At 58.9% G+C, this 15,264-nt stretch carries 14 protein-coding genes; 11 read left to right on the forward strand and 3 right to left on the reverse strand.

Going from position 1 to position 15,264, the window contains the following annotated elements; translation table 11 throughout:
- The 10 genes from FGZ14_RS22115 to FGZ14_RS17350 all read left to right on the forward strand — a co-directional run bounded on the left by FGZ14_RS22115 (position 1) and on the right by FGZ14_RS17350 (position 11,710).
- On the forward strand, positions 1 to 3,129 hold the full coding sequence (locus tag FGZ14_RS22115) for an AIR synthase-related protein (RefSeq protein WP_139925445.1): 3,129 nt from the start codon (positions 1 to 3) through the stop codon (positions 3,127 to 3,129).
- A 2-nt stretch (positions 3,130 to 3,131) separates the two neighbouring features.
- Positions 3,132 to 4,625, forward strand: coding sequence for a phosphoribosylformylglycinamidine synthase subunit PurQ (locus FGZ14_RS17310; protein WP_139925446.1), 1,494 nt, complete (start codon positions 3,132 to 3,134; stop codon positions 4,623 to 4,625).
- An 81-nt stretch (positions 4,626 to 4,706) separates the two neighbouring features.
- A complete protein-coding gene (locus FGZ14_RS17315) occupies positions 4,707 to 5,639 on the forward strand; it encodes a phosphoribosylaminoimidazolesuccinocarboxamide synthase (RefSeq protein ID WP_139925447.1) in 933 nt (310 codons plus the stop codon).
- Between the two features lie 26 nt (positions 5,640 to 5,665).
- Positions 5,666 to 6,049 carry a nuclear transport factor 2 family protein gene (locus FGZ14_RS17320; protein ID WP_139925448.1) on the forward strand — a complete coding sequence of 128 codons (384 nt, stop codon included), beginning with the start codon at positions 5,666 to 5,668 and terminating at the stop codon, positions 6,047 to 6,049.
- A gap of 19 nt (positions 6,050 to 6,068) precedes the next feature.
- Entirely contained in the window at positions 6,069 to 6,446 is a 378-nt protein-coding gene (locus FGZ14_RS17325; RefSeq protein ID WP_139925449.1) for a hypothetical protein, read from the forward strand.
- 12 nt (positions 6,447 to 6,458) lie between these two features.
- On the forward strand, positions 6,459 to 7,748 hold the full coding sequence (gene purD, locus FGZ14_RS17330) for a phosphoribosylamine--glycine ligase (protein WP_219601032.1): 1,290 nt from the start codon (positions 6,459 to 6,461) through the stop codon (positions 7,746 to 7,748).
- The gene (gene purN, locus FGZ14_RS17335) at positions 7,745 to 8,539 is read left to right on the forward strand and encodes a phosphoribosylglycinamide formyltransferase (protein WP_257883264.1); all 795 of its coding nucleotides are present in this window, start codon (positions 7,745 to 7,747) and stop codon (positions 8,537 to 8,539) included. The genes purD and purN overlap by 4 nt, the downstream gene beginning before the upstream one ends.
- A gap of 74 nt (positions 8,540 to 8,613) precedes the next feature.
- Complete coding sequence (purF, locus tag FGZ14_RS17340; RefSeq protein ID WP_139925450.1) at positions 8,614 to 10,125, forward strand: amidophosphoribosyltransferase; 1,512 nt, start codon at positions 8,614 to 8,616, stop codon at positions 10,123 to 10,125.
- A 27-nt stretch (positions 10,126 to 10,152) separates the two neighbouring features.
- On the forward strand, positions 10,153 to 10,512 hold the full coding sequence (locus FGZ14_RS17345; protein WP_219601033.1) for a hypothetical protein: 360 nt from the start codon (positions 10,153 to 10,155) through the stop codon (positions 10,510 to 10,512).
- 67 nt (positions 10,513 to 10,579) lie between these two features.
- Positions 10,580 to 11,710, forward strand: a complete 1,131-nt coding sequence (locus tag FGZ14_RS17350; protein WP_139925452.1) for an AIR synthase-related protein — start codon at positions 10,580 to 10,582, stop codon at positions 11,708 to 11,710.
- Between the two features lie 135 nt (positions 11,711 to 11,845).
- Here the strand turns inward: FGZ14_RS17350 and FGZ14_RS17355 are convergent, their stop codons facing one another.
- A complete protein-coding gene (locus tag FGZ14_RS17355; RefSeq protein ID WP_139925453.1) occupies positions 11,846 to 12,061 on the reverse strand; it encodes a heavy-metal-associated domain-containing protein in 216 nt (71 codons plus the stop codon).
- Positions 12,062 to 12,236: 175 nt separating this feature from the next.
- On the opposite strand from FGZ14_RS17355, the gene FGZ14_RS17360 reads away from it, so the two are divergent.
- Positions 12,237 to 12,935 carry a DUF4240 domain-containing protein gene (locus FGZ14_RS17360; RefSeq protein ID WP_139925454.1) on the forward strand — a complete coding sequence of 233 codons (699 nt, stop codon included), beginning with the start codon at positions 12,237 to 12,239 and terminating at the stop codon, positions 12,933 to 12,935.
- A gap of 17 nt (positions 12,936 to 12,952) precedes the next feature.
- Here FGZ14_RS17360 and FGZ14_RS17365 read toward each other — a convergent pair whose 3' ends face one another.
- Together FGZ14_RS17365 and FGZ14_RS17370 are read right to left on the reverse strand one after the other, a co-directional pair.
- A complete protein-coding gene (locus FGZ14_RS17365; RefSeq protein WP_139925455.1) occupies positions 12,953 to 14,440 on the reverse strand; it encodes a nicotinate phosphoribosyltransferase in 1,488 nt (495 codons plus the stop codon).
- A gap of 200 nt (positions 14,441 to 14,640) precedes the next feature.
- Positions 14,641 to 15,027 carry an STAS domain-containing protein gene (locus FGZ14_RS17370; RefSeq protein WP_139925456.1) on the reverse strand — a complete coding sequence of 129 codons (387 nt, stop codon included), beginning with the start codon at positions 15,025 to 15,027 and terminating at the stop codon, positions 14,641 to 14,643.
- Positions 15,028 to 15,264 lie beyond the last annotated feature (237 nt).

Consider the following 15,264-nt stretch of genomic DNA (forward strand, 5'->3'; position numbering starts at 1 on the left):
TTGGACTCTACCCAAAGAACCATACAGCTTCTGCTCAAGCCCGGCCAACATGATGGCGAGGGCCAACGGGTTGCCGAAGCTGCCCAACGCCACCTCGGCCTCTCTACTGGCCGGGTGCAAAGCACCGCTCTCTACACGGTGCGCTACCCCGTGAGCGACGAGCAACTGCGCGACTTCGCCACCCACTGCCTTCAGGACCCAGTGCTGCACGACGTGGCCCTCGACGAGTTCCGCCACGGCTCCGAATACAAAAGCTACATCTTGGTGGCCAAGCTGCCCGGCGTAACCGACGACGAAGGAATATCGGCGCAGAACGCCCTCGGCGACTTCCTGAACCAGCCGCTGGACATCCATACCCAGCATATCTTTAGTAAACGGCTCTACTTCCTGGAGCACGAGCTGCCGGAGAGTAGTCTGCGCCGCCTAGCGGAAGACTTGCTCGGCAACAAAATGATTAACCGCTTCGAGGTCGGCCCCATAGCCCAGATTCGCGACTACACGCCGCGGCCGGGTGGTGGGGCCGAATCTATTACGGACACGGTGCGCCTCGTAGGCCTGTCGGATGAGGAGCTGGTCAAGCTGTCGAAAGACAACCTTTACGCCCTGAACCTGGAGGAAATGCGCGTCGTGCGCGACCATTACACTGGCATTGCCGCTGAGCGCCAAGCCGCCGGCCTACCCCAGGACCCCACAGACTGCGAGCTGGAAATCATCGCTCAGACCTGGTCGGAGCACTGCAAGCACAAAGAGTTCAGCGCCGTTATTAAGTACAAGGATGCGGACACCGGTGAGGAGTTTGAAGTAGACTCCTTGTTCAAAACTTACATCAAGAACGCTACCTCCGAGGTAGACCGCCAGCTCCGCGCCAACGGCAACGACTGGCTGATCAAGGTGTTCAGTGACAACGCCGGCGCCGTGCGCATCAACCCCGAGTCGTTGTTCGTGTGGAAGGTGGAGACGCACAATTCTCCCTCGGCCATTGACCCCTACGGTGGAGCTATTACCGGCATTCTGGGCAACAACCGCGACCCGCTGGCGACTGGCATTGGGGGCGCGCGGCTGCTGTTCAACACCAACGTGCTCTGCTTCGGCAACCCCGAGTTCAACGGCACTTTGTTGAGCAATCAGCTGCACCCGCGCCGCATTTTCGAAGGTGTGCGCAAGGGTATTGAGGATGGCGGCAACAAGTCGGGCGTGCCGACGGTGAATGGGGCCATTGTGTTCGATGACCGGTACGCTGGCAAGCCGCTGGTGTACTGTGGCACTGGCGCTGTGATGCCCATGCAACTCGCTGGCCTCGACTCGTGGGAGAAGAACATTGACGCCCAGGACCGCATCATTATGGCCGGGGGCCGGGTGGGCAAAGACGGTATCCACGGCGCTACCTTCTCCTCTATTGAGCTAGACGAAACCTCGCCCGCCACGGCCGTGCAAATTGGCTCGCCCATTACGCAGAAGCTGGCCATGGACTTCCTGATCCTGGCTACCCGCCGCGGCCTCATCAAGTGCAGCACCGATAATGGTGCGGGGGGCTTGTCCTCGTCCATTGGAGAGTTGGCTACTATCAGCGGCGGGGCCGTGGTGGAGCTGGAGAAAGTGCCCCTGAAGTACCCTGGCCTACGCCCCTGGGAAATCTTCGTGTCGGAGTCGCAGGAGCGGTTCTCGTTGGCGGTTGAGCCCGCGAAGATGGCTGAGCTAATGGCCCTAGGCCAGGAAATGGAAGTGGAGCTGACGGATATCGGCTACTTCACCTCCAATGGCAGCCTTGATGTGCGCTTCGACGGTGAGTCGGTGGCGCGCATCGACATGGAGTTCCTGCACAATGGCGTGCCGCGCAAAGTGCTGGAAGCCGAGTGGCAGAAGCCCGCCGCTCAGGAGCCCGCAGTGGAATCACAAGAAAGCGTAGAGAGGTTCCACCTACACTTTCAGCCGTCTTCCAGTGCTAGCAGTATTCAACACGAAAAGCTTGCCCGTGCAGATAATGGTGATGGAATAAAAATTTCCATGACGAAAGTGCTTACCTATTTGCTGGGCAGCCTCAACATCTGCTCCCGCGAGTCGGTAATTCGGCAGTACGACCACGAGGTGAAGGGCCGCACGATTATCAAGCCGCTGATGGGCGCAACGGGTCAGGCGCCGCAGGATGCCGCCGTGGTGCGCTTCAACTTCGAGAGCTGGGAAGGCGTGGCCGTGAGCAACGGCATTCTGCCCCGCTTCGGTGATTTGGACGCCTACCACATGTCGGCTGGCGCGTTCGACGAGGCCGTGCGCCAGATTGTAGCGGTAGGAGGGAAGCTGCCCAACCTGAGCTACGGCGACGGCAACTTCTGGTCGGTCAACGACAACTTCTGCGTGCCCGACTCGGTGTACGACCCCGCCACCAACCCCGACGGCAAGCTCAAGCTGGCCAAGCTGGTGCGCATGTGCCAGGCCCTGCGCGATGCTACGGCGGCCTACTGCATCCCGCTCACCTCAGGCAAGGACTCCATGAAGAACGACTTCAAAGCCGATGGCGTGAAGATTTCCGTTCCACCGACGGTCCTGTACTCCATGACCGCCAAAATTGAGGACGTTCGTCGCACCATCACCTCCGACTTCAAGCAAGCCGATGACGTGGTGTACCTGCTGGGCGAGACCTACGACGAGCTGGGTGGCTCGGAGTTCTACCAGCTCTTCGGCGAGCTAGGTGCCAATGTGCCTAAGGTGCGTTTCGAAGAAGCCAAAGCCCTTTACACCCTGATGGGCGAGGCTAACGAGAAAGGCCTCATTCAATCCTGCCACGACCTGTCGGATGGTGGCTTAGCCGTTGGCCTAGCGGAAGCCACGTTCGGTTATGGCTTTGGCGCTGAGATAGAACTGCCGGAAGGCCTGCCGGTGCATGTGCAGCTGTTCTCGGAGTCGCACTCCCGCTTTGTAGCCACGGTAGCCCCCGAGGATGTGGTGGCGTTTGAGCAGCACTTTGGCGCCCATGCTACCCGCCTTGGCTGGGTAACCCAGAATGGTCATTTGCATGTGCGCCAAACTGGTAAAACCATCATTTCGGCCAGCACGGCGGCCCTGCGCCAGGAGTGGACGAACGGCCCGGTAAACCGCATTATCGGCTTCGGCCAGCACGAAACCGTACAGTAAGCATGGACGAACAACCCAAACTGCCGGACCTGAATACGCCCCCCCGGCCTCAGCTCGACCACGGCGGACCCGTTACGGATGCGAACGGTAGCCTGCAGGTACTCGGCTTCAAGAGCGTGGACGCTGGTCATGAATCAACTGAGCCCTTGAAAGGCTCGGAAGAACAACCTGACAACCAGCAACTGGCAACCGGCAACTCAACGGTGCGAGCCCTCATCCTGACGGGCTTTGGCATCAACTGCGAAGAGGAGTTTGCCGCCGCCTACCAACTGGCTGGCGCCGAACCTACCATTGTGCACCTGAACCAGGTGCTGCACGGCCACGTCAGCATCCACGACTACGACATCCTGAACTTCCCCGGTGGCTTTAGCTTCGGCGACGACTTGGGCTCGGGTGTGGTGCTAGCTAACAAGCTGCGCTACCGCAAAAACGCCGAGGGCCGCACCCTGCTCGACGACATCAAGCAGTTTATTGCCAACGGCAAGTTCGTGCTGGGCATCTGCAACGGCTTCCAAGTGCTGGTGAAGCTAGGCCTATTGCCCAACCTCAGCGGCAACGTAACGCCCGAAGTAACCCTCACGCACAACGCCTCTGGCCGCTACGAAGACCGGTGGGTGCGCCTGAAAGTCAACCCCAAGTCGAACTCCCCCTTCCTGAAAGGCATCGACAGTATGGAGGTGCCCGTGCGCCACGGTGAAGGCCGCTTGATCATCAAGGGCGAAGAAACCCTGGCTGAAATCGAAGCCCGCGCCCTGAACTGCCTGGCCTACACTGATTTCGACGGCTCGCCGACGGACGTGTATCCGCACAACCCCAACGGCGCCGACCTGAACTGCGCCGGCCTGACCGACACTACCGGCCAAGTATTCGGGCTGATGCCACACCCCGAGGCTTTCCTCTCGCTCTACAATCACCCCGACTGGGCCCGGCGCAAGCGCCAGAACCCCGGCCTGAGTGAGGAAGGGGATGGCCTCCGCCTGTTCCGCAACATTGTGGAGTACGTAGCCGCCCTCCACGGTGGACCCCACCCCCCGGCCCCCTCCCCGGTGGGGAGGGGGAGCCAGACAACAACAAAGCCCGAAACTAGTATCGAAGAGAATGTATTCACTACCACGCCGCAGAAGTGGGAGGTGTTGAAGGAGTTTGCTCGGGATATGCGGAAGCAGCCTACTCCGGCAGAAGAGAAGTTATGGGAAGCATTGCGAGGCCAGCAACTGGCTGTAAAGTTTCGGCGGCAGCACGCCATTGATGCCTATATCGTTGACTTCGTTACGATTCCGGATAAGCTGATTGTGGAAGTGGACGGCGACGTGCACCTGGAGCCAGAACAGATTGAGTATGACGCTGGCCGGACCCACGCGCTCCAGGAGCTGGGCTACCAGATTATCCGCTTCACTAATGAAGAGGTAATCAACAGATTGGATGAAGTACTGACTACCATCCAGCAGCACCTGACGCATACCAACGAAAACCATCGGTTGCGCAATAACTCTTAACAGCCACTAATACTAAACCAGCCCACTGTCGCCTGGCACCCCCTCCCTACCGGGGAGGGGGCCGGGGGGTGGGGTACTCGTATGAACACCCTCAACCACTTCGATACCCCCCAGCTCGAACTCCTGCACCGCGGCAAAGTCCGTGATTCGTACCGTGCGCCTTCCGGTGAGCGTCTCATCGTAGTTACCGATCGGCTGTCGGCCTTCGACTCGGTGCTGGAAACGCCGGTGGCCCACAAAGGCGCGGTGCTGAACGGGCTGGCTGCTTTCTGGTTCGAGAAAACACAGCACATCATCCCGAACCATGTGATTTCGCTGCTCGACCCGAATGTGACGCTGGCCAAGGAGGCTGAGCCGATTCGGGTGGAGATGGTGGTGCGGAACTACCTCACCGGCTCCATGCTGCGCGGTTACCAGAGCGGCCAGCGCACCTTCTCGGGCGTGACGGTGCCGGACGGCCTGACCAAGCACCAGAAGTTCCCCGAGCCCATCGTAACGCCGACTACCAAGGAGGAATCGGACCGCGAAATCACGCCCGAGAACCTGGTGTCGGAAGGCTGGGTGTCGGCGGAGCTGTACGAGAAGATGCGGGTGAAGTCGCTGGAGCTGTTCAACTTCGCTTCGCAGTGGATGGCCGAGCGCGGCATCATCCTGGTGGACACCAAGTATGAGTTTGGCCTGCTGGATGGGGAGCTGATCCTGATTGACGAAATCCACACGCCCGATTCATCACGGTTCTGGAGCGCCGAGGACTACGCCAAGAACCCTGAGGCCGTGGAGCAGATAGATAAGGAGTACGTGCGCCAGTGGCTGATTGCCAACAAGCAGGACGGCCAATACCCCCGCGCCCTCACCCCCGAAGTTTCCGCTGAAGCCACCCGCCGCTACCTCGATATTTACGAGCGTATCACGGGGGCCCCGCTGCCCACCGCCAACGAAGCCACTGCCGGTGGCGATGTACAGGCCCGCCTAGTGAATAACCTAGTGCAGGCCGGTATCATGAAAAGCGCCTAAGCTATAGACACCGTAAGACAAAGCACATGGACGCTGCGAAACAGAAACAACTCGTGCAAGACTACATCGAAGCGTACAACCGCTTTGATGTAGATGGCATGCTACGCCATCTGCATGAGGAAGTAGTGTTCCGCAACGTTTCCAACGGCGAAGTAAACCTGACCCTGACCGGCAAGGAAAACTTCCGCCAGCAGGCTCAGCAAGCTTTGCAGTACTTCTCCCAGCGTGAACAGCGCGTCACGGATTGGCAAGTAGCCGACAACAGCGTGGAAGTCTTTCTAGACTATACCGCCGTTGCCGCTATCGACTTTCCGAATGGCTTAAAAGCCGGCGACTCACTACAGCTGCAGGGCAAATCAGTTTTTCAATTTGCCGACGACCTGATAGTTTCCATCGACGACATCAGCTAGGCCTGTATAGACCTGTACCATGGAAAAACTGCTGAGAGAATATGCGCTAAACGACGGGGAGATTATCTCGCTGAAGTTAAATGCGGCCTATGCTTTCAACAGTAAATCTATGCTGCGCCAAGCTTCTGTGGAGCTTCTAATTCGCAAAAGAGATGGAAGTGCATGGATGCCTTGCGTGCTGCAAATTGAGTTGGCTGAAATTCTGAGTCTGCGACTTGATGAAGATTTTGCTTCCTCTCGTTACTCGGATATTGTCTTTAAAAGAATTGAGGATGACCGGTGGTACCTATCCTTAGACCCATACGGTAACTCCGGCGAGCCTCACGAAGAAGATAACTTGGTGATAGTGGCCAAGTCAGTGAAAATAGATGAAGGAGTAACACAAGATAGATTTTAAGCATTTACAACCTTGGCAACTCCTAAAACCATAGTACTCCTCGGCGGCGGGGCCCGTGAACACGCCATGGCGTGGAAGCTGACCCGCGACGGCGCTACCGTGCACGTGCTGCCCGGCAACGCCGGCATCCCCAACAGCCACCCCAACATCAGCGCCACCGACTTCCCGGCCATTCAAAGCTTCTGCGAAGCCCACGGCGTGAAGCTCATTGTGGTAGGACCCGAGGCTCCGCTGGCGGCTGGCGTTACGGACTATTTCGCCGGTTCCGATATCCGGGTGTTCGGTCCGGGCCGGTCCGGCGCGACGCTGGAAAGCTCCAAGGTGTGGTCGAAGGACTTTATGCGGCGGCATGGGGTAGCAACCGCTATGTCGTGGCAGTACCGCAGCGACAAGTTGGAAGAGGCCCGCGCCAAAGCCATCGAGCTAGACGGGCAGGTAGTGGTGAAGTATGATGGTCTGGCCGCTGGCAAGGGCGTGTACGTGTGCTCCTCTATTGAAGAAGCTCAGGCCGCGCTGGACGACTTGCAGCAGCAGCACACCGGCTGGTTTAGCTTCCTGCTGGAAGAAAAACTGACCGGCCCTGAAATCAGCATTATTGGCGTGACGGATGGCAACCGGGTGCGGCTGCTGGCTCCTTCTCAGGACCACAAGCAGCTGTTAGCCGGCGACCAGGGCCCCAACACTGGTGGCATGGGCGCCTACTGCCCCGTTCCGTTCTGCGACGACAACGTGCTGGCCGCCATCCGCACCAGTATCGTGGACCCTACCCTACGTGGCCTGCAAAACGAGCAGTTCGATTTCAAGGGCTTCCTTTATTTCGGCATCATGCTCACCCCCCAGGGCCCCAAGCTGCTGGAATACAACGTCCGCCTCGGCGACCCCGAAGCCGAAGTGCTGCTACCCGCCCTGGAAAGCAGCTTGCTGGAGCTCATTGAGGCTACCCTCGACGGCACGCTTCAACAAACCGTGGTACGCCAGCGGCGGGGCTGCTATGTAGGGGTAGTGCTGGCCTCGGGCGGCTACCCCGCGGCGCAGTTCCCCACCGGTTTCCCCATCACGGGCCTCGACCAGCTGCACCCCAGCATCCTGGCCTTCCATGGCGCTACCAAACGCACCGAAGCCGGGGAACTGGTAACCAATGGCGGCCGGGTGCTGGTGCTCGTCGGCCATGGCGAGGAGCTGGAAGATGCCGTAGGCCACGTGTACCGGGAAGCGGAAAAAGTGAAATTCCAGGACGTGTACCTCCGCCCCGACATCGGCCAACGGCCGGAGCCAACGGAAATTTTCAGCCAGGTACGGTGAAGAAATTATCAACCCCACCCCAGCCCCTCCCCGGTAGGGAGAGGCTTAGTTTAGCTTCTGATTCGGCTGATTTGTCGGCTGGCACTCCTGCCTATGGGGGAGGGGCTGGGGGAAAGGTTGCCCGCCTCGCCATCCTGCTCTCCGGCCGGGGCTCCAACATGGTGGCCCTGGTAAACGCCGTGCAAGGCGGCGTGCTGCGTGGCCTGGCTGAAGTGGCGGTGGTGTTCAGCAACAAGCCCGATGCGCCCGGCCTGGAAACGGCCGCCGGGCTGGGCTGCCCCACGGCCAGCCTCAGCAGCCAGGGCCGCAAGCGGGAGGAATTCGATGCTGAGGTGGTAACGGCGCTAGGTCAGTTCCAGCCCGACTATGTGGTGCTGGCCGGCTACATGCGTATCCTGTCGCCTACGTTCATCCGGGCATTTGCAGGGCGCATTCTTAACATTCATCCCGCCGATACGCACCAGCACCAGGGCCTGCACGCCTACGAGTGGGCCTTTGAAAATCAGTTGGTTGAAACCAAAATAACGGTGCATCTGGTTGATGAGGGTCTGGACACGGGACCTATCCTGGCCCAGCACCCCGTGGATTTGCGCGGCGCCGACACTTTGGCAGAAGTGGAGCGCCGCGGCCTGGCCGTGGAGCACCGTCTCTACGCCGAAACGCTGGCCCGCCTCATCCGGGGCGAGCTACCCGTTGGATCTACTAAGACTGCTACTTCTGAGGCTCAGCGCGAATCGTTGCCTTTGTCGTCTGGCTCTCCCTCTCCCTCCAGAGAGGAGGCCGGGGGGTAAGGCGCCCCAGTACAACATCACCCCTTACCACCCACAGCGACCCGGCAACGGGCAACTGGCAACTGATAATTGAAATGTGCGGAATTGTAGGTTTTTACGGCCCCGATGATGTTGCCCACGACATCGTATTTGGCTTGACGGCGCTCCAGCACCGCGGCCAGGATGCGGCCGGCATAGCCACCTTCGACGACAACTTTCACCTCTGTAAAGGCAACGGTCTGATTTCCGATGTGTTCAAGCCCAAGCAGCTCAAGAAGCTGAAGGGCAACATCGGCATCGGCCATGCCCGCTACACCACTCAGGGCTCCGGCGACGCGGAGCTGGCGCAGCCGTTCACCACCAGCTACCCCTTCGGGCTGGCCATGGTGCACAATGGCAACGTCATCAACTTCCGCTCGGCCGCCAAGCGCCTGCATGAGAAGTACCACGTGCTGCCCAAAACCAGCAACGACCTGGAGCTGATCATGTACACCTTCGCCTCGGAGCTGCGCCTGAAAAACCTCGATGCGCTATCGGTGGTGGATATTTTTGATGCCGTAGAAACCACCCAGGAGCTGGTGAAGGGGGCCTACGCTACCATCACCGTTATTGCCGGGCACGGCCTGCTGGCCTTCAACGACCCGCTGGGCATCCGGCCGCTGGTGCTGGGCCGCCGCGACACCGAAAACGGCCCCATCTACGCCTTCGCCTCCGAAAGCACCTGCTTCGACTACCTCGGCTTTGAGTTCATCAAGAACGTAGGCCCTGGCCAGGCTATCTTCATTGACAAGGACTTCAAGGTGCACTACAAGAACCCCTACGCCCAGCCCAAGGCGTTCTGCGTGTTCGAGCACATCTACTTCGCCCGCGAAGACTCCACCATCCACGGTCGCCTGGTGGCCCGGGAACGGGTGCGGCTGGGTAAGATGCTGGCCAAAAAAGTAATCGAGTCGGGCATTCAGCCGGATATGGTTATTGACGTGCCTTCATCGGGGTACTTTGCGGCTTCGGGCCTGGCCGAGGCCATTGGTGTGCCTTACCGCCGGGCGCTGGTGAAAAACAACCACATGGGCCGCTCCTTCATCGTGAGCAGCCAGGCCGGCCGCGAGGACATCGTGAAAAAGAAGCTGAACCCCATCCGGGAGTTTGTGGATGGTAAGAAGATTGCCGTAGTCGATGATAGCATCGTGCGCGGCACCACGTCGCGGCGCATCGTGCGCATTCTGCGCGAGGCCGGTGCGGCTGAGGTGTACTTCATCAGCAGCGCCCCGCCCATCATCGCGCCCTGCATTTATGGCATTGATATGGCCATGAGCACCGAGCTGATTGCCGCCAACTACACCGAGGAGGAAATCTGCCGCTACATCGAGGCCGACAAGGTTATCTATCAGTCCATTGAGGACCTGCAGGAGTTGTTCTCAGAAGAAAAGGGCCACGGTGGCAACTGTTTTGCCTGCTTCACGGGCAAGTACCCCACCGGCGACGTGACCAAGTATCTGCGCCACATCCAGGAGGAGCGCCAGAGCCACCGCACCGACAAGAAAGGTCCTGATAACAATACAATGCCCTCCGTCAGCGCCAAAGCACCTGCACCCACGGAGCATTAATTCCTCGCCTGCTTGCTCTGAATGCCTATGAAACTGACTAGGCTCCTATTGTTGCCTTTGTTGCTGAGCACTAGTTTGCTTGTGCAGGCCCAACAAGGTGCTTCGTCAAGCAAAACCGGGGAAGGGAAGGTGCCTAAAGTGGAGGATGTGTTGCGTGGTTCAGTTAATCCTCGCTACAAGGTTCTAAAAGATGTTACCCTAGTGTATCGATATCAGCAGCCTGCCGACACCAGTATCAACCGCCCGGTACTTAGGCTGTTTCCTGGCACGCGGGTCTACATTCGGGACTATAAGGCACAGGGGTTTCTGATTGACTTTGGTAGTGGTGAGCTTTATTACCTGCCGGCGAAGTCAGTAGAAGGCTTGCCAACACATGTTGAACTCTAAACCACTCTCCTGAGCTTACTTCCGCTGTTACATCTTCGTCAATAGCCCAGAAAGTAAGGTTACTACCATGAACAATACCCTCAAAGCCACCGCCGGTTATTCCATCGAAGAAGGCAACGCCGCTTCTAAAAATGCCTACCACTGGGCTCAGAAAACCTTCTCGACCCGTGCCGGCAAGCCCGGTGAGCCAGCCCAGGATCTGGCGGGCGGCTTCTCCAACGAAATCCGGTTTGGTAGTGAGCGACTGGGCATCGGCTCCGACGGCATCGGGACGAAGATTGAGGTAGCCGAGCGCCTGGACCGCTACGACACGCTGGGCTACGACCTGATTGCCATGGTGGCCGACGACCTCATTGTGGCCGGCTTCGTGCCCACCAACCTCTCCAATATCATCGACGTGAATACGCTCAACTACGAGGTAGTAGATGAGCTCATGCGCGGCCTGCACGACGCGGCCCAGTTCAGCCAGATTGCCGTAACGGGTGGCGAAATTGCCGAGCTGGGTAACCGCATTGGGGGCTACCCCGGCGCTAAAATGAACTTCAACTGGTGCTCAACGGCCGTGGGCGTGCTACACCCCAGCCTAGAGCGGCCCCTAAGCGGCGCCAACGTGCGCGCCGGGCAGGCCGTGGTAGCGCTTCGCTCACCTTCCTTCCGCTCCAACGGCTACTCCCTGGCCCGCCGCGCCCTCACCAAAGCCTTCGGTGAAAAGTGGCACGAAGCACCTTACGAGGCAGCAGAAGGAAACGAAGCAGGCAGTCAGCAGTTGACCGCCAGCAACGCCAAAACCTGGGGCGAAGTCATGCTGGCGCCCTCCCTGATTTTCTCGCCTGGTGTGGCGGCCGTGCTGGATGCCGGCCTGCCCCTGCACGCGGCCGCCCACATCACGGGCGGCGGCATTGCCGACAACTTCAAGCGCGTGCTTAAGAATGGGGTAGGAGCGGAGCTGACCAACCTGTTCGAGCCCCTGCCCGCCATGCAGCAACTGGCCGAGCTGGCCGGCATCACGCCCCAGGAAGCCTACCTCTACTGGAACATGGGCAACGGCATGCTCCTCGTCACCAACGAAGCCCAGGCCGAAGCCGTAGCTGAAACCCTACGCAACCACGGCTACCAGGCCCAGGTGGCGGGCCACATCACCCCGGAGCCCGGCGTTACACTGCATGTCGGTGCGGGTGAGCTGCGCTACGAGGGGTAAGCTTTCTATTCCAGAATAAGAAAGAGCGTCCTGCTGAGCTTGTCGAAGCATCTCTACCGCGCCGTATGGTTCGGTAGAGGTGCTTCGGCAAGCTCAGCAGGACGCTCTTTTTAGAGTTGGATGTTACTGCGTTTCTTATGCCGCAACCGGCTCAATATCAAACCCCGCCTGCGATACGGACTTCATAATCAGCTCCGGAATGGGGTTTTCGCCTTCCACCGTGAGGATTTTTTCGGGGCTGTTTGTGTCTACGCTCCACTTTTCCACGCTGGCTTCAGCGTCGAGGAAGGGCGTGACGGCGCGCACGCAGTTAGCGCAGTTGATGCTGGTCTTGAATTTCAGAGTTGACATGATGGGTAACGGTTGGAGCCGCAGTGGCAGGTAGGAAAATTGCCAGCGGCGGGTGAGTTGCTGTAACAACGGATACAGAGCAAAAGTAGCTGCTGGTACAGTCCTGGCAGGTATAGGCTTTTGACGAAGGAGTGCAGAGTTTTGCCTTATTTCAGGGCCTATATCATATCCTGGCATGAAGCGATACTTTATCAACCAAGAAGGAGAGGCCAACAAATTCTGGAATATCGAAATTGACGGTTCAGCCTATACCGTGACCTTCGGTAAGGTTGGAACGAAAGGTCGGGAAAGCCACAAGGTATTCAGTGATGCTTCTGTCTGTGCAGTGGAAGTGGCAAAGCTAATGCAAGAGAAGCAGCGTAAGGGCTATCAGGAAATAGAAGGAAATGCGCCTGTTCCTGAAAAAAAGGCAGCTGCGTATCGACCAATGGACGAGGCGCTGTTCTGGGAGATTTTAGATTTATTGAATTGGAAGAAAGCTGGCAATGATGACGCAGTGCTGCTGCCGGCCGAAAAACGCTTAGCCGCGCTACCTCTAGAGGATATTTTCGCTTTCGAAGACATCTTGGCCGATAAACTCTATCAGCTAGATGGCGAGAAGTATGCCGCAGCCTGTTATCCAGGAGAGGATATCCGGGCTATTTCAAGTGATTCTTTTCTCTATGATAGGTGCAGTGTACTTTGTAATGGCCCCGGTTTCTACGACGCCGTTCTGCAAGACCCTTCTAAATGGCCTATTGGGTTAGAGTTCGAAAGCCTTCTGTTCTTAGCAGGCAAAGCGTACACCCGAAAAACTAAGCAAGAAGATTTCCCGCATAGCACCCGCGTTTCCTATGAAACCGGAAGTAATACGGCTGGGTGGCCTTCCACATGATAAGTTACCCACCTGATTTACGCCGGCCGCAGCGGGCGTTTCTCCAGAATCAGGTTGGTGCGGAAGGTGTTCAGGGTTTCCTCCAGGCCTACGGGGTAGGTGTGGGGGTTGAGGAAACGGCGGATGCTGGGGTCGAGGCTGAGGACTTCACGATGGGCGCGGTTGCGGCTTTCCTGTAGGGTAGGCAGCTGGTGTACCAGTTCGCCGCGGCGGAAAATGGGTTCCAGCAGCTCCCGGTAGGTAGCATCGGGGCGCACGGGGCGGCGCCGGGTAGCATCCACGGGGTCGATGATGGTGAGGCGCTCGGGCAGGGGCTCAGCGGTGTTGTAGAGCATGTCGGCGCGGGGCTGCCCATGTTCGTTTTCGTAGCGACGCACCTGCAGAATACCGGGGATGCTGGTTTTGGCCAGCTGCTCCGAGAGCTTGATAGTGAAGTCCCAGCCCGAGTCGTCGGATTTGCGCAGGGCGGCCATCTTGTACACCCCACCCAGGGCGGGCTGGTCGTAGGCGGTTACTAGCTGCGTGCCAATGCCCCAGGTATCAATTTTGGCGCCTTGTAGCTTAAGACTTGTGATGAGGTTTTCTTCCAGGTCGTTGCTGGCCACGATGCGTACGTTCTCGAAGCCGGCCTCATTTAGCAAGGCCCGGGCTTCGCGGCTGAGGTAGGCCAGGTCACCGGAGTCGAGGCGGATGCCACCCAGCTCGTGGCCGTTGGTGCGTAGCTCACGGGCTACTTTAATGGCGTGGCGCACGCCTTCCAGCGTGTCGTAGGTATCTACCAGGAATACGGAGTCGTCGGGGAAAGCCTTGGCGTAGGCCGTGAAGGCCTCTACCTCATCCTCGAAGGCCATAACCCAGCTGTGGGCGTGGGTGCCCTTTACCGGGATGTTGAAGCGCTGCCCGGCCAGTACGTTGGAGGTAGCATCGACCCCGCCCAGGTAGGCGGCGCGACTGGCGCTCAGGCCCCCATCGAAGCCCTGGGCGCGGCGCAGCCCAAACTCCAGTACCGTATCGGAGCCGGCCGCCTCCCGAATGCGGGAGGCTTTGGTGGCAATCAGGGTCTGGAAATTGACGAGCGTAAGCAAGGCTGTTTCTACCAGTTGCGCCTGCAGCAGCGGGCCCTGCACCCGAATCAGAGGCTCGTTGGCAAACACCACCGTGCCCTCGGCAATGGCGTCCACGTCGCAGGTAAACTTCAGCTCGCGCAGATAGGCCAGGAACTCCTGCGGGAACATGGCCCCACCCTTGGCGCTCTTCAGGCTGCCCAGATAAGCGAGGTCGTCGTCGGAGAAGCGCAGGTTCTCCAGAAAATCGACGGCGTAGGCCAGGCCGGCCGCTACGGCGTAGCCCCCGCTGAAGGGCGGGCGGCGGAAGTAGAGGTGAAACACGGCCTCGCGGTCCTGCATACCCTGTTGCCAGTAGCCATAGGCCATGGTAACCTGATAGAGGTCGGTGAGGAGGCTGAGCGAAGGGGCATACAGGCCGGAAAGCGGAGCAGAGTTCATGCAAAGCAACGGTTGAGACGCCGTAGCTTACGCAGAATATTTGGATCCGTCGGTGCTTTGCTCGGGCATGCGGCCCAGATAGGTACCGACACGCCCTTGCCGACTCCCGAAGATACCCAGGCTTAGAACTGCCGGGCCTGATGGAGACTAGCTACTTGGCGTGGCCGTGCGGGAGTACGTGTTTTTGCGGATAGGCGCTACTAATGAGAAAGTGGAAGCTGGGTGCGGCAGTAGCGCTCCGCATCGAGCAGAGACGGTACCACCGGCGGGCAAAGGGCGGCAGGCAGGCGGGTAAGCAACTGGCCGGCCGAGTCGCCGAGGTGGCAGAGCACCAGCGGAATCTGGCGTTCCTGCAGCCGCCGGTAGTAGCGCACCAGCACGCGCAGGGTGGCAAAGGAAAGGTTGTGCAAATGGCTGCAGTCAATCCAGATGCTGGGCTTGCCACTGCGGCTGGCGTGCCGCAGCGCGTAAGAAAGCTCCGCCCCTCCCGTCGGCTCATCATCATCAGCCAGAATCAGCAGGTAGCTTTCTGGCAATATCTCGCGGTACACTTCCATGGGCAGCACACTAGCTAAAAAATGAAGCAACCAGCGCTAAAAAAGCATTAAGGCGTTTTCAGCAAACTGTTTACAGCTTCGGAAAAAGTATTCAAATATACGGTGGGTAGCAAGTAGGGTAATGGGGTAAAACACTGATTTATAAGTAGGTGAATACACGTAGCGCGCTGCGTGCCGGTAATCTCCACCAGGTTGCGGCGGTGCGGAGGGTGCCGCTACAACGGCCGTGTGCTACCCTTTGCAGCAGCCTTCAGCTTACTTATTGCG

The organism is Hymenobacter sp. DG01, assembly GCF_006352025.1.
GTDB lineage: Bacteria > Bacteroidota > Bacteroidia > Cytophagales > Hymenobacteraceae > Hymenobacter.